The organism is Bdellovibrio bacteriovorus HD100, from assembly GCF_000196175.1.
GTDB lineage: Bacteria > Bdellovibrionota > Bdellovibrionia > Bdellovibrionales > Bdellovibrionaceae > Bdellovibrio > Bdellovibrio bacteriovorus.
The window spans coordinates 2,282,900-2,307,360 of sequence record NC_005363.1 but is presented as its reverse complement, the minus strand read 5'-3'; the positions used below and the strand labels follow the sequence as shown (position 1 = coordinate 2,307,360).

Here is a 24,461-nt window from a genome sequence, read left to right as displayed (position 1 = left end):
ATCATTATGACTCGAATGTTGTAAAAGTATGGAGATTTTAATTGCGACTTGCAAACATGGACGTAAGCAAGGAGTCGCACGATGAACTACGGAAGAGTCTTACTGCCCCTGAGTTTAATCGTTCTAGCAGGATGTCAGAAAAGCGCTTTGAGTGAAGGTTCAGCAGATACTATGGAGGCGGCAAGTTACTGTGCCGGTCAGCTTTCCAAAGCATCCAGCGAAGACGTTCGCATCGTGGGTAAATCAGCTACAGAAGCAGGAAGCACTGTCAGCTACTCCTTGGATCAGGCCGGGAACTGTGTGAGCAGTTCTGATGTCACATGGAAGGTGGCAGGGGCCAGTCGCACTAAAACTTCGGCGTCCGGGATGACGTCGACGTTTAAATTGGCCGGTACCTATGTGGTGACTGCGCAGGAGAAAACTTCTGGATCTGAAGACATCTCCTTGTCTTTGGTGACGACGGTTGTGAAAGAGGATCTTAAGATCTCTGGTCCACAAGCCGGTTTTGTCTTTAACCCTATGAGTTTTGAGGTTGTGATTCCTTCCGGTGTGGACGCTCAGTCCATCGTTTGGAATTTTAATGACGGCACTGCGACTGTCAGCAACGCCAGAACAGTTGAACACTCCTTCTTTAATGTTGGGACATATCAGGTTCAGGCCACAGTGACTGACGCCGATGGCAAAGTGACTGTTGCCAGCCACCGTGTGACTGTGATGACGGTGATTGATGATATGGACTGCCTGGAGGACTTGCGTATTTCAGGTGCCAACGAAGCGAAAGTGAAAATCGCTACGATGATGCACGTTTATCTGCCAGCGTGTCTGGTAAATAAAGTCGGTGCTGTTCGCTGGAACTTCGGTGATGGTGGCACGGCGGCGAATCAGTCTGTGACTCATGCTTATCAGACGGTGGGCACTTATGCTGTGACGGCGACTTTGTACCTGGGTGATAATCAGGAACCTTGGGTGACTTTGGATCATTCCATTCGTGTGATCGAGGATCTTGATGTTGATCCGGAACCAGAAGTTCCAGTGGATCCAAATGCTTGTACCGTTGCGGGTGCAACCCGTGAATCCCAGGGTGAACTGGTGTCTGAAGAAGTGGCCTGCGGTGTGAATGGTAAAAAGACTGTTTCTTACCGTGACCGTGTGGTTGAAGAATGTAAACTTGTCGTTGAAAAACTGAACTGGGTGGAAGTGTCTCGCACGAAAGAAATCACCAACGAAGGTTCTTGTGAAGGTCAGTCTTGTAAATTGCCTGATGGCAGTCTGCTGGCGCACGGGGCTTCCCAGGTTCTATATTCCAACTCGACTCCAGTGGGTTCTTGCTCCAGCGTGAGTGAATCCCGCACTTGTAATAACGGTGTATTGTCCGGCTCCAGCACGCACAACCAGGTGACTTGTCACGAGGGTTGCGGCAGCTTCGGTTCCCACGGCACTGTAAAAACGGGTGTGATCACGGGTGAAACGAAAGTTCCATTGAAATGTTCTTTCAATGAAGAGGGCTTCTTTGACCTTTATAACGAAATCTCTGACCAGACTTGTACTGACGGTCAGATCATCAGCTCGAACACTCGTCAGGGCACGATGAAAGAAGCAGGGAAATGCCCGGTTTACAAATACGCTCCTACGGACAACTTTACGGCTTGTACCGCGGATTGCGGCGGCAAACAAAACCGTATCTTCGTCTGCGTGGACGATAAAGGTGTGACTGTTGATGACAGCCGCTGTGCGGACCAAGTGAAACCAGTGGAAGAGCGTCTGTGTGATGCCAACCCTGAAGCGGTTCGCAGTCAGTCCTCTGTAACGACAATCGAAGAGGCCAATTCATCTGCAACTTGTCCGGCGAACCAAATTGGTGTGATCGTCAAAACCCGTGAGGTTGTGACGACTAAAACCATGGCTTGTATCGATCACTCTGTTCAGCTGGAAAGCGAAGTGGCGGTTCCAGGTGCTTGGGTTGAGGAAAAATACTGCCGTGACTACGTAGCGCGTCGTTGTTCTCACGACAGCTTGAGCAACACCGAAGCTAAAGGGCGCTACGACTGGATGGTGAAATGTCAGGACGAGCTGCCAGTGATCAAGGAATTCCTGACCAGCTTTGCCAACGTGACAGTGACTGTCGGCGGTAAAAAAGTGGGTCTGGGTTCTTCCGGTCAGGAAATCTATGCGACCTTCATGGATCGTGCATACAATCCTGAAAAAGCATGGATCGCTCCGAAGAAAGCCAATGCTCCATGTACAATGCCTGCGACGGCTTACGTGGCAACAGTGTGCGTGTCTTCATGTGCGACTCCAGAGCAGCAGATTCTGGCTGAAGAGGTCGTAAGCAAGAAACTGAAATACATGTCCTTCTTTGATGCTCTGACTTCACAGTCCGCTTATGTGGGTACAATGCAGTCCGCGGATTCTTTGAACAAGAATGCGGTTGTGAAAACCAAAGTGGATCAGTGGGTGACCGAACTGGTGGACGGCGACCACGAGATCCTGGTGTTCAAAATGAAGTCCGGCCGTGAACTGCGTGTGACGAAAAATCACCCGATCCTGAGTCAGGATGGGTCCATGAAAGTGGCTGAAGAGTTCAAAGTCGGAGAGTCCTTGGTTCAAAGTGGTGGAACACTGGATGCGATTGTCTCCATCAACGAGATCAAGTACTTCGGTAAGGTTTACAACGTGTTTGTTCAGTCCAATGCGCCTCACAAAAACGTGGTGCTGATAAATGGATACCTGAACGGATCCGCATTCTTCCAGAATGCCGGGGCGAAGGAAATGAACAGAACGATCTTCCGTAACAACATGACCCGTGGAGTGTTTGGCAAATGAGAATCAGAATACTAGTGATGCTATCAGGTGCAATAACAGTCCTGGGTGTGGGTTTGATCGTGATGAGTGAAAAGAGCAAGCCAGAGACGGAGTCCCAAGCGGCTCCGGCTCCGGAAGCTCCGGCGGCAAACCCCGTTGAATCTGAAAAAGAGACCGCCATCGCAGCAGGGACGAAACCTGCTGCGATGGACGTGATTAAATCTTCGCAGCCAATGCCGGTGGTGTTTAAGGAATTCAAACAGGCCGGTGATCTTAAAAAGTACGCGGACCTGAGCCGTAAGGCCTTGTTGCTGGAGCCTGACAAGATCGTCAAACGCCGTTTGTTGAAAGATGAAGAGTTCCTGAAAAGTTTGGAAGCTTTGTTGAAGACCGCTCCCAACGACGAAGAGTCCCAGCAGATGCAAAATTCGGCTTTGGATTTTGTATTTGAAGCCCTCAACACCGAGATGAAATCCGCTGCGATAGAAGTTTTAAAGGGTGTGGTCGCAGATGCCACAGTGGAAAACAGTGCTGTGAATGAAATGGATCGCAAAGTGCTGGCAGGGGTGAAGGCAGAAGCTCTTCATAACTGGGCGGCCGCAGATCCAACGGCAGAATCCACTATCAACAGTCTTCTTCCAGGCCCGGTCAGTCAAAAGATCTGGGCGAATGTAAAACACCAGCAGGAAAGCAACCTGGGTGAGTCAGCAATGCTTCGGGCGGGGCAGTAGTTATTCCATCTGGATAGAGAATTAACTCTTATATAAAGTTATTTCTATTTAATGCCGATGAGTATCTTATAAGCACATGATCGAGAAGGTGTTGCTTTTAATTGTAATAGTGCTTGTCGCTATAATGTGCTGGCAGAAGTCCAATGGCGGTCCACTTTGGATTCTTGCCAATTGATCTATCTCTGATTGACTTCAATTGCCCACTTGTTGGGTGAGAATAATTACAAGTATTAGCTGTTGGATTGCGAAGTTGTTTGATATCAATTTTACTTATGTTGCTGATTTACTCTATATCGAGTCTGGAAATGGATTCGATTTAGAAGTACTTTTTGGGAATTGCTGTAATGGTCTTGGCACCGCCAAGGTCGCCGGAAAACCCGGTGTGATTTTAGTCGATCCTGTGGTGGTCACTGCTGTCGAAAAAAACTGAAGCAAATTTAGTAATTATCGATAGGTCTCAGTATAGCAAGACTCAACTTCGGCAACCCCATTGGAGTTATAATAGGGCTCATCCGCGAGCTTGGCATCCAAGGTCCCGTTGTGACTCCAAGTGCCGCGCCCTTCTTTGTAGATGTTGTTGAAATCAAGTTTGATCACACCGGTATTTTTCAAAGTGATCATTAAAGTGCCCGGGCCTTCTTCTTTTTTGATGATAGTATCTTCACCAATCGGGCGCCCCATGCTGGAGGCCATTTCCCAAAGATCCACGATATTTTGTCCCTCATAGACCTTGAAAGTATAGCTTTGTCCAATGGAGCAAATAAGAACATTGACCTTGGCCAATGCGACATCCGCGAACATAAAAGAGAGGATTAAAAGACCGGAAGCTGCCTTCATATTAAAGCCCTTTCGTAGGGCCTAAGGAATACAAGAGGAGGCTTCAAATAGCGAGATCAATCGGCCAAAATTGACAGTGTCTAAAGTCTGGACAGTAGAATCTTCACAGAGATGCTTGTATTGATGTGTGCTGGCTAGTTTAGAAACTCCTTCAGTCTTTCTTTCTGCGCCTGTATTTTTTGAAATACAGCTTCAGCGTGAAACTCCTGTGATTTCATTAGTACCAAGCATGTTCACGCGGGGAATAGAAGTGTTTGCGGGATTCAGGAATCTTTTCGGACTCTTTTTCTTCGATGCGTTTGTCGTCGTGGGCATCGGCCTGGCTCCAGGAATTGGCGGCAAGCTTCTGGCTTTGTTCAAGCTTGTTACTTAGTTCCAAGTCAGAAGCTTGGGCGTTGGAAGCCATTAGAAGACCGATAAATGCGTAAAAGATTGCTTTGGATTTCATGTTTCCTCCTCAGGAAAGTGTTTGTTGTGAGGAGGGTATTGCGTGGTCCGTGCCGCCGGACTTTCGGGATATAAACCACTTGTATTAGATATGGCGTCCGAATTTTCCGTGTGGCCGGTCTCATGTCAGGGAATTAGGACATTTTCAGTTGGAGGCTGTAGGTGTTGAAGTGTTCTGTTCTTGAATCTAAATTCATACCCAGCTTTTCGGCCACCTTTTGCGACCGGATGTTTCCCTGCGAAGACCTAATTTTAGCCTGTTTCCAGCCTTTATTTGCCATTTCCGCGATTAAAGCTTGCAGATTTTGATGTACGAGACCTCGTCCTTCGAAAGCTTTGTCCACCCAGTAACCGAATTCAAAACTTCGGTTTAGGTAGTTCATGGAATGAATTGAGATTGCCCCCGCGAAGACACTGTTTTCAAGGATTTGGAAGTGATAGGCCTGGCCTTCCTGCCATTGAAAATCCGCTTTGTCTGAGAAGCGCATTTGATCTTCGAGGGTGTTGATGTGAACAGGCCAAGTCAGAAATTCCTCAAGGCGCTCTTTCTGCTGTTTGACCTTTTCAAAGATGGCCAGGCTCAAGTCAGATTTTTGTTTTTGAAGCACGGTAGTCGAGTTCACTTCGATCATTTCAACCGGAGATGCCTTTCCCCATATGTTGAGAGTCTGTCGGTGTTTTTCAATCCATGAAGAGATGCTAGAGGCTAGAAGTGTCTTGTCAGGTATTTCATTTGCAGTTCTATCAAAATGCTTTTTTGAAGGCACGGCCCCGTACTTGTGAATTGAAAACATCTTGATAATTTCAAGTTGAGTGTTTTGATTTGCTTTTTTGTTTTGATAGGCAGACATAATTGAAAAATGCAAATTTCTGAGTTCCTTGATCCAAGCTTTTCTGTAACTTTCGATGTATTTTTCAATCGTCGGTTGGGAAATCAAGGGTAGCCGGTTGTAAATACTGAAAGATAAGCCTTCCAGTAGTTCCTGATTGTTCAGCGTGTATTCAAAAGCCCTGAAACTATTGTGATATATTTCCACCTTCTGATGGTTTTTAATTTTGATGGCATCAAGCATGATGTCTCCGTCTTTATCAAGGTGAGTCCATTCAACTCTGTTTTTCAAGTTGGTTTCCAATCGGTTCAGAATTTCCTTGCGAGTTGTCTTCGATGGTTTCGTCTCCCAGATCAGGAAGAGATCCACATCAGAGTCGGGATGACGGAGGGGGGTGTTGAATGATCCTCCAACATAGGCATAGATCAGAGGCAGATCAGTCAGTGTTTCGTAGATTGCGTGAAGGATTGTTTCTTTATTCATTGTATATTCCAAATGAAAAATGGAGGGAACTTTCAGTGGTCGTTGTTGCAACATGGGGTTCACCTTTTTTCAGGTATAATGTGTGATTCTTTTCAAGCCGCAAATTCCTAGATGGAGTTCCTGCAGTCCATGCCTGAAGGTTTTCTTTTTCATCAGCAAGCAGGGTCTGTAACGACACTTCTTTTCTAAAGGACTTCCAGACTTTCCAGAGTTTAGAACCTTCCGTTTGTACAATCCAGATGTCGTGTAGATCGTAATGGATTGGAAGGCCTTGTGCCGCTGAAGGGGTGAAATAGGCATTACATTGAACTCTGAGTCCTGTGTGAAGTTCAATTTCCTCACACAGGGCATTGATGCATGGAAAATCATTTTCGATTGAATTAAAAGACCAGGTGCCATCTTTTAGTTCGAACAGACTGCTTTGGAATATGTCCGCTTCTGTTTTTACGTGACGAGTCTTCCTGCTAAAAGCAGAGTCATGGATGGTGCGTGCCTTGAGTTCTTCTGAAGATGGAAACTTTGATGATTTCAAAAGGATTTCTAGTGCGTTCATGACTCTGCTCCTATTCGTTACATCATTACTTTTCCGTCCATATCGCATTTCAGTTGATAGGTATTGGCCAGTTCCTTGGCTTCTTCAATGCGGCTGCGGTCGAACTTGTTTTCATCATGTGCGGCAAACTTGATACGTGCTTCCGCTCCTTGGGCCTGTAGGATGCGAACCTCAATCCCGTCCACAGCTGCGGTTTGCATGATTTCTGGCACCATCTCCAAAGTAACAATAACGGAACCATCATTTTCAAACTGCTCGACACCGGATTGATATAGGTAAGTTAGGGTGTCGACGGCTTGTTTAGGATCGAAGCCAACAATACGTTTTTGGATAATTCTTTCAGCCAGGGCTGGATTTTGTCTTGTTTCAGTTTCCTGCCTTAGGCCATCTTGATTCAATTGGTTCAAGCCGCTAGCTTGAGCGGCTGGCGCCAGAAGGCTTTGTAGGCTCAGGATACCGAACAGTGTGGACGTGATTGCTTTGGATTTCATATTTCCTCCTCAGGAAAGTGTTTGTGTGAGGAGGGTATTGCGCGGTCCGTGCCGCCGGAATTTAGGGCTATAAACAGCTTATATTTGATTTGGCGTCCGGATTGTCCGGTTGTGGATTCTATATTCTGGGAAATAGGACGAAAGGACCCTTACTTGGTCCCAGTCTTTTTCTGAGCATCCGCAGCCTTCGGGGCAGCCGCTTTGACTGGTGGGGTGATATTCAACTTGGTGATTTCCTTCACCACAGCCTCACCCCAGGCTGCCGAGTCTTTCGGGCCATAGTGAATGCCATCGGATTTGCCGCCGGGATATTTCGTCAGCTTGGTGGAATCAATGAACTGACAGTTGTTGGCGTCAGCCCAGGACTTTAATTCCTTCACACCCAGTTCAAGATTCTTTTTGAAGGGGTCTTTTTTTAAGTCTGGAGGTCCTACCCAGATGCACGCAGAACCTGCGGCATTGATCTGCTTCATCATCTTTTCAACGTGGGCTTTTTCGCTTTTGATATTGCCAGGGCTTGCCAGGAAATTTGTTCCCAAGGTGATCACGGTCAGATCCGGTTTCGTGGCGGCAAGTTCCTCACCGAACGAAGGCAGGCGGTGACTGGTCACGCGGGTTTCTTGACCTTTGGCGTTCTTTTTCCAGAAACCACAGTTGGTGCTTTTAAAGTTTTCAGAGCTGGTGGTCCACGTGGACGGGGACGATCCGCAACTGGATAAAGATGTGACCTGTGTGTCGCCCTTTCTGAAGTGCGCATCCAGCACCGAGCCGTAACGGCCGTAAGCGTGGGAATCCCCCAACAGCAAAACGCGCGAAGGACCTTCGGCAAAGGCCGATGAGAATGAAAGCAAAACTGTCAAAGTCAAAAGTGTGCTTTTCATAAAGTCCTTCGTCAGAAATTAAAACTTCCAGTAAAGGCTGGTGGACAGGCCGATTTGCATGTCTTCTTTGGTTGCGGATGGATCGAACTTATAGTCCGCCAAATCCACGCCATAGCGCCAGTACCATTGGTTAGAGAACTGCAAGTAAGCTTGTGCTTTCAGGTTGTAAGCCGACTTCACTTTGAAGTCGCTTCCAGAAGAACCTGCATAGTACTGCAGCTTGTATTCCGACCAATCCATGAACGGGCGCAACCAGCGGCCTGGTTTTTTGATGATATAAGCCCCCAGCCCGTAAGCTGTGGCACTGGAACTTTCGCCGGCCACCATTTGCAGTGGTACTGTAAGACCCCAAGTGGCATCCACAAGGTTAAAGCCTTCGTGAGCGCGCCACATCAGTTCTACCGTGGTCAGATCGACCTTGGCGGTATCATCGTTTTCGGTCAGGTGCTGCTGGCGCTCAATCGACAATCCCCAGTGGAATCGGGTCCAGTCTGAATTCATCCACAGGAAGTTCTCAATCCACCACTGGAACTCAATAGTCCCAAACGCAATGCCTGACGGAGTCTGATAGCGCGCTCCCAGGCCCAGTCCAAACGGCTGCCCGCGGAAGACGTCGTTGCCAGCAACAAACGTGTGGCTGTCCGCCGTGACCGCCAGATAACGACGGTTTTCAACCCCGGCCGGGATGTCATCAATGGTCCAAACGAATTGATTTTTCTTGGTGCCTTCCAGACGAGCGGCTTTGTCAGTATCGAGAACTTTTACCGTGACGCCTTCTGGTGCCACGCCAGCAAAGCTCAAGGATGAAGAATACGTGCGCACGGCCGAACGATTGGAAAGATAAGGGCGGTTCTTTTCGCGTGGCAACTGGCCACGGATATAGAACTCCTGGCGCATTGGAATGTCGCCATCACCTTTTAAGTAAAGCACGGGACGGGACTTCGGCAAAGAGATCTGCCATTCCGTGGCCGAAAGCTTCTTTACTTTCTTTGCATCCACAGGCTCAGCACCTGAAGCTGTCAGGATCAGATTTTCGCCATCGTCTGAAACCACGACATCTTTAAAATCGACATCTTTTTTGCGGGTTTCAATTTCCAGGAAGGCGCCAGAACGGGTCGCGGCTTTAAACGCCACGTTTTCACTGCGGTCGTTCAGATAGATAATCCCCTGATTGCCCACGACCTTGCCGTTGATTTCAATCTGTGAAGCTTTCTTCGTGCTGGTGCGGGCCTTCACAGTCATCTGACCTTGTTGGGAACTCAGGTAAAGTTCGTTGGAGCAAAGATACAAACGAGTCTCTTCACTTTCGCGGTAAATACAGAACGTCATGAATGGCAGATACTTCATGTCGTCGACAAGATTGTTTTCGATTTCTTCCACCACGAATTCCGCTTTTTCTGAACGCAGGTCTCCCTCTTCGGCGGGAAGGGTGTCGGTGGTGAGTTTGATGTTGTTCTTGTCCAGAACGGCGTTAAAGATGGCTTTGCCGGAATTGTTTTTCACTGCCAGCTCGCCATCCTTGATCAGGCCTGCCGGCCAAGAGAATCGGATGCGGTAAGAACCTTTTTTGGACGGGGAAGGTTCCACTTGGAAGGTGACTTCCGTTGTGTCAATCAGGATGTCGCCGACTTTCAGACGGTTTTCATCCATCAGGGTGTATTCAAAGCGCTGAGGCAGAACCTGCAGATTGTTTTTGTCGGCCTGAAAATACATGGGCTTCAGGCGGCTTGTGCGGGTTTGAGCCGCCACAGGCAGGGCGATCGAAAGACTTAACAATGCAAGCAGGGCGGATTTCATTACAGTAGCTCCTTCTTGATTTCTTCAGCGCTTTTATGGGCCATGATCGCTTTGATCACAGCCAGGGAGGTTGTCATTTTGGAAAGGAAGTCGGCGTTGTGAGTGATCACCACACGACGGGGATGTCCGTCCCAGGCGTTTTTAATACGGTCATTCAGGTCCCAGGCCTCCTGATAGGTTTCAGTGCGGATGGGATTTGAACTGTCATAGTCATCGGCTGCCGCTGTGTCCAGGTGAATGACCCAGTCATAACGGGCCAGTTCTTTTTCCTTGGTGGTGTTCATGCTGGTAAAGAAATCACTGCCCAAAGAGGTCGGCCAGTAAGCAGCACTGTCCAGGGAGCCACGGTCACAGACGATCAGACTTTTTTGGCTGACGTAAGAAATCATCGCTTCCAGTTCAAACTGAGTCGCATAGATCGCTTTTTGCGCATGCACCACGGTCTGGGGATCTTTGTAACGAGGGAAACCTCCGCGATACAAAATACTGGCCGCTTCCGGCACGATGGCACAGCGCTGGCCCAGCTCTTTTTTCAGAGCTTCGATAAGTGTGGTTTTTCCCCCTGAAGGGCCTCCGGTGATCGCGACTTTGACGTATGAATTCATACCTCTATGGTCCCTAATAAAAGGTCCTTAGGTCAAAACAAAAAACTAGAGCATATAACGCAATCGGAAGGCGATCTTATACAGGATGTGGGTTAGCCAAGAAGGGGTGGCAAAATCCTTTTCTGAGGCAGGTTTGGAGTTGGCGATGTCTTGATGCCATTGCTCCAGCATATTCTGCACCATGGAGGGTTCCTGCAGAATCACTTCGACCTCAAGATCATGCAGAATACTGCGATGATTCAGGTTGAAAGAGCCTACGAACGCCTCGTTGTCGATGATCATCGTCTTGGCGTGCAAAATCGACTTCTGATACTCAAAGATCGGGATCTGCCGTTGAATCAAAAGGCGGACAATATAAAAAGCCGCCCATTTGACCATCGGAACGTCGGATTTTCCGGGAATCAGCAGCTGAACGTCGACTCCGCGCTGGGCGGCCTTCAGCAACGCCCGCAGCAAGGATCTGCGTGGCAGGAAATAGGCTGTGGTCAAATAGATGCGATTTTCGGCATGACTGATCCGGCGAAGCAGATCGCGATAAAGTTTTTTTCGTGTGCGCTGGGTGGTGTTCAGGCGAAGCACATTGTGGGCAACGTCCTCATTCATGCGCCAGCGGCCCACCCACGTTAAAAGGCCCTTCATGAAGGTGCGCAGGTACGAGATCTGAAAAGCCAGCACCAGGCGTTTGACGGGTTCGCCTTCCACCCACACGCCGGTGTCCCGCCAGGCTTTTTCGCCGACATAACTCACACAGTGTTCCTGAGTGAAATTCATGCTGCCCAGATAGGCGCGTTTTTCATCGATGATCGCAATCTTGCGGTGGGTGCGGCGATTGATGCGTTTAAATATCAAAGACCCGCGCCAGGAATATTTCATCACAAACTGGTGCGCCCAAATCAGCGGGTGAGGCAGCGGATGAAAAACCCGAAGCTCCAGGCCGTTGTCCGTGCAAAAGCGGTCCAGATAAGGGATTGAAGTGTAGGAGCCGAAGCCATCGACGACGATTTTGACGGTGCAGCCGCGCTGGCGCGCATTTGTCAATTCATGCAAAATCGACTGAGTCAGCTTATCTTCAGCAAAGATGTACGATTCAATGGTGACGCTACGACGAGCCTGTCTTATATCTAGAATGAGACTTGAGAAAAAGTCGTCACCTGAGTGAAAAATTTGAACTTGGCTCCATGACTCCATATGTCGCAATTGTTCATTAAATTATTAAAAAAGTCGACAGCAAAGCAAGGGGGAGGGCACACTCACTTTATGGCATTAAGCAACATATCTCTGGACATCAAAAGTCTTAAAAAAATCTTGGCGGGCAGCCTTCTGAGTCTTACCTTTTGCGGAGCAACATGGGCTCAGGCGGCGGTACCGTCCTCTAAAACCACAGTTATTTACTTCGGCCAAGGCAAGGCGGAAGATTTCGAACTTAAGGTGAAGCCGGTTTTTGCTGATTACGTTAAATCCTGTAAGACTTGCGAGATTCTGAACTACACTCCGTACACCAAAGAAGGCGAAGTCGACATGGCCTCCTTGCACGAGCGTGTGGAATCCCTGCCGGACAACGCCGCTTTTGTTTTCTTTGATTTCAATATGAGAGCCAACGAAGCCAACAAAGAGCTGGTGGAGCTGCTGAATAAGAAAGTCGACTCCGGCCTTGTTGTTGTCGGTGCGGCAGGCGGCCCGGGTCCTGCGGAAGCCTCCAGTCCTCTAAGCCGCACGATTCTAGGCCAAGTGCATGGTGCTTTGATCATCGGTGAGCTGGGTGAAAGAGACCGTTTGTTCCCGGTGATTGGTTTCTATGGCCCTGAAATGCTGACGGCTTTGCGGGCTCCACGCGATATCGTGGGTCAGGGATACAGTCCGTTGATCTTTACAGCAAATCTGGCCAGCAACTGGCAAAAACGTACGTCTTCTGAGTGGGTCGAGCACTTCCGCACGAAAAAGTTGAAGACCCGTAAATTGTGGCTGGATCTGGGCGATTTGTTCTAATTAGCGACCTGGAAACAGTTCGACACGATCCCGGTATTCTGCCGGGATTTTTTCTTGAAGCAGGCGCAAAGCCTCTTTGTCTGAATATCTGCTGGAAGCATGAATAATAACGATCTTCTCGCTCTCAATGTCCTTGAGGCGCGGGATGATTTCGTCAATATGGGTGTGACCCCAGGTTCTGGCGTGTTCGACGGATTTTTTGTCGTCCAGATAGGTGGATTCCATGATCAGGATCTTGCTTTGGCGAACCCAGGGGCGGGAATCCAAAAACTCGATCTGGGTGTCGCCGGTAAAGCTGACCACTGGAATGTTGGTGGTTTCGTTGACTTCAAGTCCTTGACGGCGCAGATCTACGATTTCGTCCTGTTTCAACCCCAGGTACTCTTTTTTCAGTTTTTTGTGAACTTCAAACAGGGTGTAACCGTAGGACTCGATTCGGTGAGTGGTCGGGAAGACCTTGATAAAGGCCTGGGGGTTCAGCGGGATTTCGTCATCGGCTTTAACGGGAACGAACTCGTACTTGTACTGGTGGTTTTCAATCTGCTCCCAGAGCTTCATGATCTTATCCAAAGGCTCCACCAGCGTGCCCGGCATATAGAACTTTCCAGGCGGCAGCGAGTTCATCGCTCTCTGTGAGATGATGTAAGGAATCCCAGCTGCGTGATCAAGGTGGCCGTGACTGATAAAGAATTGCTTTAAGTTTATCAGGAAAGGATAGCCTTGTGCGACATCAAAGCTCAAAGAGAGTTCGGGCATGGAAATCGCCGTGCGGATTCCCGACAGCGACATTCCATGGAACTTGTACTTGTTGTAACTCCAACTCTCTCCGGCTTGAACTGACATACGATTACATGCAGCGGGCTACGAGGTCGTGACCAATCCACGCCACCGGAGCTTTTGGCTGCCAGGAGTCGTGAAGCATCACATAACCGCAGGATTTAAACACCACTTCAGACAACACGGCCGTCAGCAGGTTCTTAGGGTCTTTGTGCATATCAAACAGGGCATCTGAGTTTTTCAGCATGTACTCCATTTGATCCTGACGGGAGTGTTGAGGCCATTTTTCGAATTTGGTGAACTCCAAAGTCAGATCATTGGTCAAGTAGTCGTCAGTGGTTTTGATGATTTGTTCAAGTGTTACGTCATCTTTTAGAAGCGCCTTGCAGTCGTTCAGAACCTGTTCAGCGTGTTTCTTGTCACCCGCGTCTTTATGGATAGCTGCGATCAAAGGGTAAAGTGATACTTCAACACCTTGGAAGATGGAGCTTGAGTTCGTCAGGATCTCTGGGCAGTTGTAAACGCAGCAGTGAATACCTTGTTTTGCAAAGTCTTCGGCGTGTTTTTCCAATGCCATTTTTGCCCAACCCTGGAAGTAGCACGTGTAAGTCTGCCATTTGTACTGGCCACGGATCAGTACTTCGGTGCCGTGGTATCCGTAAGCCGTGTAAGAAACGTGGCTGCCGGAAGCTTCCAGTTTTTTGCGCAGTGGGGTGGAAAGATCAACCAGATGCTTGAAGGTATCCGCGGTGACGTCCTGGAAGTTTTTCAGGCAAAGCTTTCCGATTTCAGAATCCATCAAAGCCTGGGAAGAAATGTGGCGATCCCCGGTGCCTTTGGCAACGCGGTTCAAAACCGGCATGATCACTTTCGTGCGCGGAACGCCGCCCGCCATCAGGTGCGCAAACAGAACATTGGCACCCGCCGGGATGTATTGTTCCAGTTCATTCAGGAAAAGTTCGGTGTTTTTTTTGAAACGGGCGGTGCCATTTTTCTGGGATTCTTCGATGGAAGACCAGTCCAATTGGACCTTGTCCCATTCGCTCATTTTGACGCCTTCCAACTGCTGGCAAGGAGTCACGCCTTTAGAATCTGGCTCCATGTCAAAGCCGGCCTCCATCGGCACGTTGATGAACGGAGCCGGGATGTTGGCGGTTTCTTCGGCATTCAGGGCACGCAAAGTACCGTCTTTTTCACGGCGGCCCACGGTGGCACGAACAATTGTCATTCCACGGCGCTCAGCCTCTTCAACCAAACCGTTGGCATATCCACGAGTGAAAAGCTCGCCGAACAGGACCAGGACATCGCCTTTTTTGTACGGGCTCAAGGATGGCTTCTCGTTCAGAGGGAAAAGTTGCGTCATAAATACCTCATTCAAAATAGAAAAAAAACATACTTGTCCTCTCTGCCAGCGGGGTCAAGTTTTGACTAGAGGCAGTTCAAAATACACCGCAGAGTGCTTATGTTGTGGGCCGTTTTTATTGCTTTGGGAGATGGGGGGCGTTTAGAATGGGCTTTCGGAGGACTATTGTGCGAGTTGTTAGTATGGTTCCGTCATGGACCGAGACACTTTTAAAAGCCGGTGTTCAGGTTGTTGGACGCACGCGTTTTTGCATTCATCCTCCGAAGCAGATCACAAACATCCCGATTGTCGGGGGCACCAAAGATGTGTCCTGGGATCTGGTGGCGGATTTAAAGCCTGATCTGGTGCTGCTGGATCAGGAAGAAAACCCCCTGGAAATGGCCGAAGAATGCCCGGTGCCTTATCTGGCGACCCATGTGCATTCCCTCGAGTCCCTGCAAAAAGAGCTGGCCCGCCTAGGGGAGCACTTTGAAAATCCCCAGTTGATGGAAATGTCGGTGGAGGCCTTGGATCTGGTCGAGGCCGCGCCGCTGAAGTGGGATCTGCAAAAGATCCCGGGCTTTTTGGAGTGGGTGCGCCCACCGGGAAAGAGCTATGACGAAGTCCTTTATCTGATCTGGAAAAAACCCTGGATGAGTGTCAGCCGCGAGACTTACATCGGCTCGGTGCTGGAAAAACTGGGAGCCAAGGTGGCCGCATTCCCCGAAGGTGACAAGTATCCGGTGGTGGAGTTGGAAGACTTCAAGAACGCCTTTTATTTATTTTCTTCCGAGCCTTATCCTTTTCAGAAAAAGATTTCTGACCTGAAGGCGCTGGATATTGATGGAGCGATCGTCAACGGGGAATCCTATTCCTGGTTCGGTGTTCGCAGTCTTGAGTTTTTGAAAGAAGCCTATCCCCAAAAGTAGGTCTGGTGTGTTCAACTTCTCGTGACAGATCCGGATGGTGATATAGAATAAAATCTCATGATTTTGTTGTGTGAACATCAGGAAGGATCTGCATCATGACTCTGACGTCGTTTTCTGCCCGTGTATCCCTGTTGGCTTTGACTACCATACTTGCCACCTCGTGTGCTGAAAAAAGCCAGGCGCCCGAGTCGCTGACCTTGAAAATGATGCGCATGCAGGCGGAAAACAACTATCAGTCTGAACTTCCGCAGAAAGATCTGAAATCAGTTAAAAAAGTTCAGCGTGTGGCCTTTGTCTGCTGCGCACATCAGGATCAGGAACAAAATCTGTGGCAGCAGGTTTCTGCGAAAAATCCCGATGTCGTGGTCTTCACCGGCAACAGCGTCAGTTCTGTGCGCTATGATGAAAAACCACTGGGGGCGCAGTACAAAAAGCTGGATCAAATCGAAGGCTATCGCCAGTTGCGTGGTAAAGCGCCTTTCATGGCGGTGTGGGACGGGTTGGATTTCGGTCTTCGTCATGGGGATTCTGGCTATGAAGGCAAACACGAAAGTCGCGAAGCTTTCCTGAATTATTGGAGCTATATCACGAAACTTCAGCCTAAATCCGCCAAGGGTGTCGAACACTCGGTGATCCTGGGGGCGCCGGGGCAGCGTGTGCAAATCATCATGCTGGACACGCGTTTCTATGCAACCCCTTGGCTGGACACGGGGGTGGATGGCCAGTTTAAGAAAAACTGGAACCGTTCAGATTCACTGTTGGGAGCCGGGCAGTGGAGCTGGCTGGAAAGCGAACTTAGCAAAGAGGCTGAATACCGTGTGATCGTGTCTCCGCTGCAGATGGCGGCCAACACCGGCGGTCAGGAGCGCTGGGGTTTGTTCCCGCTGGATCGCCAGAAGTTCTTTGATACTTTGCGCGCCACCAATGCCAAAAAAGTGGTGATCGTCAGCGGCAACCGCGGGTTTGGCTCTGTCGGCAAAGTGGATCTGCTGGAAGGTTATGGGCCGCTGTATGATCTGACTGTCGGTCCTTTGAACGGCGATATCACAAACCGTGAAAAAGACTTCCACTATGTGGGTGGCGCCTTAGAGGCCTTTAACTTCGGTCTGCTGGAGTGGGACTGGAAAAATAAAACAGTCCACATGAAACTGGTGGATGAAAGCGGCAAGACCGCGCAGGAAATGAAGCTGAGTTTGTAATTGGTAAAAGTCTGAAACTAAAAACCCGCGAAATCCGCGGGTTTTTTTATTTGTGGCCGGATTTGTCTTTTTGGAATTTGTACGAAGCCTTTCGACGGAGCAGCTTTTCATAAAAGGCACTCTGTTTGTCGATACTCTCTTCTAGTTCTTTGGACTTTATCTGCCGGCAGATATTCAACGCGTGCAGAGTGTCTTCGGGATCGTATTTGTTCTGATATTCACCCGTGACACTGTTCATCTGGCGCAGCAGTTCTTTTTTTAACAAAGCGATGGAGTCAGGATCCAGTTGCGCCCGGGCCGACACTGCCTGGGCTTTGGCTTCAGGGGTGGTTTCATCAAAGGAGACATTGCCTATGGTTCCGTCTTTTTGAAAGCTGATCGTGCGATAGAAAACCTGACCTTTTTCTTCCAGCTTCACTGTCATGCTTTGTCCGGCATATTTGTGCTCCAGGGCGCTGACGGATTGATCCGTGATGAAATAGATTTTCTTCCCGGAGATTAAAGTGAAGGGGGTGGGGGAGGTGACTTCCAGTTTAAAGGTGCGAGAATCTGATTTGCCGTCGAGAGCTTCATGGCAGGCGATGATTTGCGCCAGTTCCTGGGAGGAAAAAGCGTTATTCGCAAATAAGAATAAGCCAGCAATCAGAATTATTTTCATGATTTCAGGATAAAGGGAATTCCCAAGGACCACCAAGCGGCGGTTCAGGAATTCCCGATTTGAGACTATTTAACCAGGTACATGCCCGGATAGCTTGGAGCAGGCATCTGGAACAGCTGCTCCATCATCTTGGTGGCCTGAACCTGAGGATCTTCGTCTTTTTCCGCACCCTGAGGCATGCCGGCGTTCCCGCGCATGGCGATCACGAAGCGGTTGAAGTCTTGCGTGGATCTCAGCGCGATAAAGAAGTTGCGGTTGCGGGAATCCCCACTGTCCTGCATTTGGGAACTGCTGGATTCCTGAGCGATCAGGTAGTAGTTCTCAGTGATGTCCATTGGCTCAGTGTGAGTCACACCGTCACACACCATGATACCACGAGTGACTGCCGCCGCCTTTTCAGCCTCGGTCAATTGTGAGTTCAGAACCATCAGATAGTCCTTGCGGCCGAACCAGGATTTCGTGTCCTTGATGAACAAAGTCGGGTTCAGGCGCACGATCGCGCACTGCTCGTATTTGTTCACGCGAACCTTCATCTGGCTCTGTTGAACCGTCATGGAAGTGGAGCCGTTCACAGAAATCGAGTTGCTGGAAGCTTTCGCGTCTGTAGTGGCCCAGGACATGGTGTATCCCAGGTCCGCACTGACAGACAATAGATCCATGAACTTTTTAGACAGACCGATCTTCGCAGACACACTCGTGGAAGAAGTCACGGATTTAGAGTGAGAAGCGCTCAAAGAGAAGCTTGTGCCCACCGTCAGCCCCTGATTCAGGCCTTTCAGATACTGAGTGTTGCCGACTTCTTTGATCAACATCTGTTTTTCAACCATGAAGAACTTGGAAACGTCTTTTTTAACCGCATGGAAGCAGTCCATACCGAACGCCGGAGCGATATTAGGCATGATCGCGCCACCTTTGGCCGCGTACATTTTTCTCATGTAGTCGCTGGCCCAGAAAGCACACATTCTTTGTGCCGCTTCGTTGGACAACTTGCCCGTGGAAACCAGTGAATACAAATCAGACTTCGTCACAATCAGACGGTCCGCCAGATTGGTGGAACCCACCAGCGCTTTCACCAGCGGCTGCTCTTTTTCAAGGTTTGGCAAAGCCAGCAGATCCAGGTTGTTTTCTTTGGCAAAGTGAGCCGCCTGAGAACGGTTTTTAATGTTGCTGGTGATTTCTGCTTTTACTTTCAAACCTTCCGCCACAATGCGAGCCACCACGTTCTTTTCAGACGTGTTGTTTTCGCCTTTACCCTTCAACAGGTAAGTGCTGATCGCTGCCGGGTCCATAATTCTTAGCGGACGGGTGGTTTCATCAATGTTCAAAGTAATCGGACCAATGAAGGTCGGATTTTCCAAAACGGAACCCGCATCAATCGCAGTGTCGACGTGCTGGGAAGCATCTTTCAGGCGCACTTCGCCTTTTTCAACCACAACTTTTGATTCATCCACCGGGTGCAGTTCCACCAGAATGTTGTTGCGGTTACCCAGGGCTTTCAGATCCTGCGTCTGGAAAGTCACGTCCGTGTTGATCAGGCCGTTCATCACGTTTACGAAACGGTCTGCGGATGTAACATAAGTGTTCTTCTGGTCATAGTCGCGGTTTTGCACGATGGCCAGCTTCATCAAGTAAACACCATCACGCAGTTTCTGAGCTTCCGCGCGGCCGTTGGCCAAGCTTGAATAGATCAGCAGGCGAGGGTCCATCTTGAACTGGATTTTTTTGGTCACAGTCAGGTTCAGTTGTGCATCCACGTTGTAGTTGTAAGACAACGTGTTGTAGCTGAAGCTGTCCAGCAGGATTTGCGTGCGTGGGCGGCTTTCTTTTTCGCAGCTCAGGATCAGCTTTTCAGTTGGATCCACATAGCGCATGTCACGAGCCACCTGACCCCAGGATTCCCATGGGTTCACGATGATTTCCAGTTTTTCCTTCATGCCCAGGTCTTCGTTTTCGATCTGAACATAACCCTTCAAATAGCGCTGGCAATCGAAGTACTTGAAGGAAATGCTCTCATCCCAGCTTAGGCATGAGTTGTTGTCAGTCTTCAAGGACACCGAAGAAGAAGTCTCTGCCTCGTTTTGACGGAACTTAGTGACTTTGAATGTGTGAGCGCGCGTGTTCTTTTGATCCAGGCCGTTTCTTACGCAGGCCTTGATATTATAGAACACTTCACGAGTGGACGTCGTTTCAGAACCCACGCGGATAAAACGGAATTCCAATTGGGACACTTCAATTTTTGGTTTCTGGTAAGTGTCTTCGTTCATTTTGCCAGCCGGTGTGACCTGCGCCACTTCCTGCATCTGTGCATTTACATAGTTGCTGATCTTGAAGCCCTTGGTTTGAGCCACAATCGTGTTCAGTTTCAGGAAAGAAGACCCTTTGATCTGATCGTATTCACCCAGGAAGTAAACGCCATCAAATGCCGTCAGGCCTTGGGGACCGTTCACCGGAGAAAGCTCCAGACCCAGCATGATTTGACCGCGAGTAGGCAAAGCTGGAAGGTGCATCGGGGATTTGATCGCCAAAGAACCGTTTTCCATTTTGACGTCCATCATCGGAGTCTCAGACATCTGGCGGCGGATTTCCTGGTTGTCGTGCTGATAGATATGGATCAGCTTCATGCGCGCTTTGAAAGATCCCGCCGTCAGGGCGCGCAGGAACATTTCGCCGTTCATTTTGGTCAGTTGAATGGATGGATTCGGGCGCATTTCCACCAGCAGGGTCACACCATCGGCAGTCATTTTCTGTTCTGTGACGAACAGACGACCATCTTCCACCCACAAAGGGCGTGTTGCTTGAGCGTTGTCGGCAGAAAGGCCTTTCAAAGCCAGTTTGCCTTGTTCCTGGTTGTCCACCAGGCGAGGGATGTTGTTGCCATCATCCGGATTCAAAACCGGAGTTAAAGTTTCGCCATGGGACCAAGGGTTGATCGCATAAGCCACTTTTTGAGAACCGCGGTGAACGCCCGTGCCTTTGATGGTTCTTTCGATGCGGATGTACTGGGATTCTGCCAGGAAGTTAAAGCTCACGCGCTCAGCCCAAGTCAGGCAGCCGGCTTTGTCAGTTGTAACTTTCTGCTGTGTTTCTTCCACCATGAAATCATGACCCGCCACGACCTTGTCGTATGCAACGTCTTTGATACATGCCTGAAGATTGAAAACTTTAGAGGACGGCAGGGCAAAGTCACCCTGAACACTGACTTCCAAAGCTTTGGATTTGTCAGCCATTGGTTGCGCTGTGAAAGTCGCAGCCCCTGTGCCCGTGCTTTCTTTGTCCTGCGGAGAAGGAAGATTACATCCTGCCAGTGACAAAGCGTAAAGACTTAAGATGGCTTTAAGGATTGTCAGTTTAGATGTTTGCATAGAAAGTCTCCAGCTTGATCATCAAAGTCTTCTCGCGGGATTGGGGGGCGCGATTAAACATCACTTCTGAATCCGTGTATTTCACGCCGATATTGAAACCTTCCTTTTTAAAGGATAGGTAGCTTTCGGCGGAATAGCCCACGCGGTTGGTTTCAAAACCACCGGCGTTAAAGTAAGCCACCGCTGCTTCCGGAGCGATGGAGAAATAACTGCCTTCAATGACCAGGTCCGTATTTTTGCCGAAGTGGAACTCACCCGCGGCAAAGTAACGGGTTGCGGTGTTCTGGTCGGATGGAGCTTTGGTGTTTTGCAAGTACTCGCCACCAGCTCTGAAATCAAACAGAGAAAACACCGGGAATTCAAATTCAGTCGCGGCCTCAATGCCTTCGTATTTATACATGAAGGCGTACTGGGCTTCAGAAAGCTTTTCAACTTCGTTCCCCAGCAAATTGGACTGCTGAGCCACCGCAGATGGCAGGTTGTTATACATGAAGTATCCAACAGAGGACTTCCAGAAAAGGTTCTGGGCGGCCTGCATTTGGAACTTCAATGCGGCTGTGTTCAAGGACGGAGTCTTTTCAAGTTCTTTGGTGTTCGTGCTCAAAGAAGTTGAAGTCGGGATTGCGGATTCCACAGAAAGGCTTGTTTTAGTCAGGCCCGCTTTCATCAGGGCTTCCAGGCGAGCTGCGGGGAAGGCGATGCCATCCACCAGAAGATTTGTGTGCATGTGGCGTTGATTCAAGGCACCCGCTGACAGGCGCAACGCCGAGAATGGCAGATAGTGAGCTGCCGCCTGGTTCAGAATGATCTTGTTTTCAGCTCTGTCGGCACCATCCACGCTCTGGGTTTGGCCTGATTGCAGGCGCAAAGAAGGCTGGATGTCCAACTGCAAGGAACGGCTTAGAAGGTATTTGGCTTTGATATCTGTGCGGATATCAACGACTTTGGATTGGCTGCGCTCATCGTGCACGTCAGAGCCTGCAAGGCGCAGTCTCCACTCGGCATCGAAGCGGCTGCTTTCTTTGGTCTCAGGCATAGCTGCGCTGATCTGACTTTGCGCATAGCTTTGCGCCGTCAGTATCAGAATGAGACAAAGTGTTGATAATGCAGTTCTTTTCATGCCAACCCCATATTCCTACACACATCATTTCAAGTTCCGTGCGCGGGTTTGGCGTTACCATTTCAAAGATATAAGACTTAATAGAAAGGCCTTGGACAGTGTGCCCTCAATTGTCACAGCCAGGAAAAAAAGCCAACAAGGGCTCACAATCCCCAATGGGGGCAGTAAGAGGTCGATTTAGAAGGAAGTTCTTAATTTCAGAATTGAGACAGTTTATTTATAGACCTGTTTGCAAGAGCTTTCACATGCGGCAGCGTCTCGGGCAGATTCGCCAAACTGGGCACCACGAGCAGTGGCCTTATAGTCGTCTTCATCAAAGCGGGTGTTGTAGTTGCAGTCGGTGATGTCGCGATCTTCTTTCAACCAGCCCACATAGTCAGCCGTGTGATAGCTGGTTTCCTGAGAAATGCGACAACCAATGTAACAATGAGCCAGTTTGTCTGTGCCCATCTTTTCTGCCTTATTTTTTTCACTCTTGTAAACGTTGTAAGCCTTGATCAAAGAAAATGGATTTCCAGTGCCAGGATTCTGGTCAGCCCAGTCACCACGGAAGGCATCGTATTCATCAGCGCTGGCAAAGGCCTGACGGGTGTTCGGGTTGCGCTCTTTTTGATAGCAGAGTGGGTCTGCTGCTTGCGCAACTGAAGAAAGGCTGATGATAAGGGCGATCAGGATTTTTGCCATAAGGGCAAAATCTATCAAAGTCGCCCTCATGGTGCCCGTGAAAATTCAGCAAGGTGAATTTTTATAATGCCAGTGACGATTTATGGCCAGCTAGGCTTCAGGTATTGAAATACGGACAACCGATGCGCAGTTCTGGCAGATTTCCGTGTGTTCCTCAAAAAAAGCGGCTTTGCCAATTGTCACTGGCGTCTTGCAGTGCGGGCAGTGGATCGAGCCCGACAAGATCTCGTGACGGAATTTACGCGCGCGCACGGACAGATAGATTCCCAGAATAAAAAATAACGGCGTCAGAACAAAGTGCACCACTGGAAGCAGAATACTGAAAATCGCCAGGCCCCAGAACATTCCCAGCTTTTGCAATGACTTGATCAGAACCTCACGCGGGGAATACGAGCGGATGTCGGCGGTGCCGTACTCGACATGATCGCTGCCGGCAGTGGCTTGAATGCGTTGCTGACTCATGAGTGGGATCCTCCGTAGTATTCATGGGGAACCTTCAGGCCCCGGCGTGCGATTTTTTCAGTCATGATAGAGTTTTTCATAATCACGGTTGAAATCAAATAAGCAATACAACAACAACCCAACAAAGGAACCAGGCCCACGGGTTGTTTGGTTCCTTCCAGAGCAAACAGTACGGATGCCAAGAGTGCTCGTGAAGATCCCGCAAACAGGGCTGCCATTCCGATCAGGGCCATGGTGTTTACATCCGTGTGCAGTTCGGGAACAAATCGAGCCAGCAGCGTTCCAATGATAAATCCGAAAGCGGCGCCCAATGTCAGTAGTGGCGCCAGGGTCCCGCCGGACGTTCCGCTTCCCAGCGCAATGGCCCAGGCCAGGAACTTCCATACGAAGATGCTTACTGCGGCGCCGACGGTAAGACTGCCAGCAAGACTCAGTGATATATTGCCATAGCCCACACCCAAGGAGCGTGGCTCAATCAGGCCGATAATGCCCACAGCAAGGCCACCCAGTGCGGGCCACCACAGCCAGTGAAGGGGGATTTTTTCAAAGTGGTCTTCCACCCAGTAAATGGATTTCGTGACAACGACCGCCAGTAATCCCATGACAGCGCCAAACACCAGATACGTCAGCAGCCCGGTCATGTCAGGAACCTGAATAGGCGGCATGGTGAAGAAAGCTTCCGTGTGCATAAAGGCCGAACGCAATGTCGCCGCCACGGCTGTTGCCAGCGCCACGGGAACAAAAGATTTGGGACGGTATTCAAAAAGGAGCAGCTCGATGGCCAGCAAGACCGCCGACAATGGTGTGCCAAAGATCGCAGTCATGCCTGCTGCCGCGCCGGAAGCCAGAATGATTTTTCTTTCATAGGCACTGACGGGCACAATCTGTCCCAGCCAGGACCCCAAGGCGCCGCCAGTGGCGATGATCGGGCCTTCGGCGCCGAAGGGGCCGCCCGAACCAATGGCGATGGCTGATGACAGGGGCTTTAGGAATGTGATGCGACGGGGGATGCGACTTTCTTTTTGCAGGATATTTTCCATCGCTTCAGGGATTCCGTGACCACGAATGCTGGCAGATCCAAATCTTGCCATGGCTCCAACAATCAAACCACCGATGACCGGCACCACGACAGCCCAGGCTCCCAGGGTGTTGTCTGCGGGATTGCTTTCTGCCACAGAGAATGTTTGGAAATAAAAAAGATTGGTGAACAGGGCAATTCCCAAAAGCAGCAGCTTTGCCACCAGAACACTGGCGATAGCCACTAGACAGCTCAAAACACAGATCAGCAGAATGCGACGACGTTGCTTCAATTCATTTGAATACACTAAAAAACTCCCGGACAGTTCAGACGGTGCGACAGAACTTCTGCCTGTGTGCTTGAGGGGTCAATGCATGAGGCTTTGCATCGAAACGGTGTGTCATGGATTTATATCTATAATATGCACCAACATAAAAATAATTTTGTTCCGCCATGTGTGGCGAGGG

General features: G+C 49.5%; 23 protein-coding genes. 6 read left to right on the top strand and 17 right to left on the bottom strand.

What is annotated here, in order from left to right:
- Positions 1-81: 81 nt before the first annotated feature.
- The 3 genes from BD_RS10990 (at position 82) to BD_RS18180 (ending at position 3,963) form a co-directional block, all read left to right on the top strand.
- Positions 82-2,823, top strand: coding sequence for a PKD domain-containing protein (locus BD_RS10990; RefSeq protein ID WP_011164819.1), 2,742 nt, complete (start codon positions 82-84; stop codon positions 2,821-2,823).
- Complete coding sequence (locus BD_RS10985) at positions 2,820-3,533, top strand: hypothetical protein (RefSeq protein ID WP_011164818.1); 714 nt, start codon at positions 2,820-2,822, stop codon at positions 3,531-3,533. The genes BD_RS10990 and BD_RS10985 overlap by 4 nt, the downstream gene beginning before the upstream one ends.
- A gap of 250 nt (positions 3,534-3,783) precedes the next feature.
- Complete coding sequence (locus BD_RS18180; protein WP_144313854.1) at positions 3,784-3,963, top strand: hypothetical protein; 180 nt, start codon at positions 3,784-3,786, stop codon at positions 3,961-3,963.
- Positions 3,964-3,977: 14 nt separating this feature from the next.
- Here the strand turns inward: BD_RS18180 and BD_RS10980 are convergent, their stop codons facing one another.
- The 9 genes from BD_RS10980 to BD_RS10940 all read right to left on the bottom strand — a co-directional run bounded on the left by BD_RS10980 (position 3,978) and on the right by BD_RS10940 (position 11,645).
- On the bottom strand, positions 3,978-4,370 hold the full coding sequence (locus BD_RS10980) for a hypothetical protein (RefSeq protein ID WP_011164817.1): 393 nt from the start codon (positions 4,368-4,370) through the stop codon (positions 3,978-3,980).
- Between the two features lie 217 nt (positions 4,371-4,587).
- Positions 4,588-4,818, bottom strand: coding sequence for a hypothetical protein (locus tag BD_RS10975; RefSeq protein WP_011164816.1), 231 nt, complete (start codon positions 4,816-4,818; stop codon positions 4,588-4,590).
- 133 nt (positions 4,819-4,951) lie between these two features.
- Positions 4,952-6,130, bottom strand: coding sequence for a GNAT family N-acetyltransferase (locus BD_RS17975; protein ID WP_050792920.1), 1,179 nt, complete (start codon positions 6,128-6,130; stop codon positions 4,952-4,954).
- Positions 6,123-6,683: a JmjC domain-containing protein gene (locus BD_RS10965; RefSeq protein WP_038449659.1), complete on the bottom strand. Its 561-nt coding sequence runs from the start codon at positions 6,681-6,683 to the stop codon at positions 6,123-6,125. Before BD_RS10965 ends, BD_RS17975 begins: the two co-directional genes overlap by 8 nt.
- A gap of 17 nt (positions 6,684-6,700) precedes the next feature.
- Positions 6,701-7,174: a hypothetical protein gene (locus tag BD_RS10960; RefSeq protein WP_011164814.1), complete on the bottom strand. Its 474-nt coding sequence runs from the start codon at positions 7,172-7,174 to the stop codon at positions 6,701-6,703.
- 149 nt (positions 7,175-7,323) lie between these two features.
- On the bottom strand, positions 7,324-8,055 hold the full coding sequence (locus BD_RS10955) for an SGNH/GDSL hydrolase family protein (RefSeq protein WP_011164813.1): 732 nt from the start codon (positions 8,053-8,055) through the stop codon (positions 7,324-7,326).
- Between the two features lie 18 nt (positions 8,056-8,073).
- A complete protein-coding gene (locus tag BD_RS10950; protein WP_011164812.1) occupies positions 8,074-9,852 on the bottom strand; it encodes a hypothetical protein in 1,779 nt (592 codons plus the stop codon).
- Complete coding sequence (locus tag BD_RS10945) at positions 9,852-10,457, bottom strand: ATP/GTP-binding protein (RefSeq protein ID WP_011164811.1); 606 nt, start codon at positions 10,455-10,457, stop codon at positions 9,852-9,854. The genes BD_RS10950 and BD_RS10945 overlap by 1 nt, the downstream gene beginning before the upstream one ends.
- Before the next feature lie 45 nt (positions 10,458-10,502).
- Positions 10,503-11,645: a phospholipase D-like domain-containing protein gene (locus BD_RS10940; RefSeq protein ID WP_011164810.1), complete on the bottom strand. Its 1,143-nt coding sequence runs from the start codon at positions 11,643-11,645 to the stop codon at positions 10,503-10,505.
- A 69-nt stretch (positions 11,646-11,714) separates the two neighbouring features.
- Here BD_RS10940 and BD_RS10935 point away from each other — a divergent pair, with 69 nt between their 5' ends.
- Positions 11,715-12,443 carry a hypothetical protein gene (locus BD_RS10935; RefSeq protein ID WP_144313853.1) on the top strand — a complete coding sequence of 243 codons (729 nt, stop codon included), beginning with the start codon at positions 11,715-11,717 and terminating at the stop codon, positions 12,441-12,443.
- Here the strand turns inward: BD_RS10935 and BD_RS10930 are convergent, their stop codons facing one another.
- The gene (locus BD_RS10930) at positions 12,444-13,286 is read right to left on the bottom strand and encodes an MBL fold metallo-hydrolase (RefSeq protein ID WP_011164808.1); all 843 of its coding nucleotides are present in this window, start codon (positions 13,284-13,286) and stop codon (positions 12,444-12,446) included.
- A gap of 4 nt (positions 13,287-13,290) precedes the next feature.
- Entirely contained in the window at positions 13,291-14,583 is a 1,293-nt protein-coding gene (locus BD_RS10925) for an enoyl ACP reductase FabMG family protein (RefSeq protein ID WP_011164807.1), read from the bottom strand.
- Between the two features lie 167 nt (positions 14,584-14,750).
- Here BD_RS10925 and BD_RS10920 point away from each other — a divergent pair, with 167 nt between their 5' ends.
- Entirely contained in the window at positions 14,751-15,491 is a 741-nt protein-coding gene (locus tag BD_RS10920) for a helical backbone metal receptor (RefSeq protein WP_231839141.1), read from the top strand.
- Positions 15,492-15,586: 95 nt separating this feature from the next.
- Entirely contained in the window at positions 15,587-16,690 is a 1,104-nt protein-coding gene (locus BD_RS10915; RefSeq protein ID WP_011164805.1) for an alkaline phosphatase D family protein, read from the top strand.
- Between the two features lie 46 nt (positions 16,691-16,736).
- On the opposite strand, the gene BD_RS10910 is transcribed toward BD_RS10915, so the two are convergent.
- From BD_RS10910 to BD_RS10885, 6 genes are all read right to left on the bottom strand, one after another.
- Entirely contained in the window at positions 16,737-17,348 is a 612-nt protein-coding gene (locus BD_RS10910; protein WP_050792942.1) for a hypothetical protein, read from the bottom strand.
- Positions 17,349-17,413: 65 nt separating this feature from the next.
- Entirely contained in the window at positions 17,414-20,710 is a 3,297-nt protein-coding gene (locus BD_RS10905; protein WP_011164803.1) for a hypothetical protein, read from the bottom strand.
- Positions 20,697-21,830, bottom strand: a complete 1,134-nt coding sequence (locus BD_RS10900) for a hypothetical protein (RefSeq protein ID WP_011164802.1) — start codon at positions 21,828-21,830, stop codon at positions 20,697-20,699. The genes BD_RS10905 and BD_RS10900 overlap by 14 nt, the downstream gene beginning before the upstream one ends.
- Before the next feature lie 213 nt (positions 21,831-22,043).
- A complete protein-coding gene (locus BD_RS10895; RefSeq protein WP_231839139.1) occupies positions 22,044-22,514 on the bottom strand; it encodes a hypothetical protein in 471 nt (156 codons plus the stop codon).
- A gap of 90 nt (positions 22,515-22,604) precedes the next feature.
- On the bottom strand, positions 22,605-22,976 hold the full coding sequence (locus BD_RS10890; protein ID WP_011164800.1) for a hypothetical protein: 372 nt from the start codon (positions 22,974-22,976) through the stop codon (positions 22,605-22,607).
- Positions 22,973-24,301 carry a chloride channel protein gene (locus tag BD_RS10885; protein WP_011164799.1) on the bottom strand — a complete coding sequence of 443 codons (1,329 nt, stop codon included), beginning with the start codon at positions 24,299-24,301 and terminating at the stop codon, positions 22,973-22,975. The genes BD_RS10890 and BD_RS10885 overlap by 4 nt, the downstream gene beginning before the upstream one ends.
- Positions 24,302-24,461: the final 160 nt, after the last annotated feature.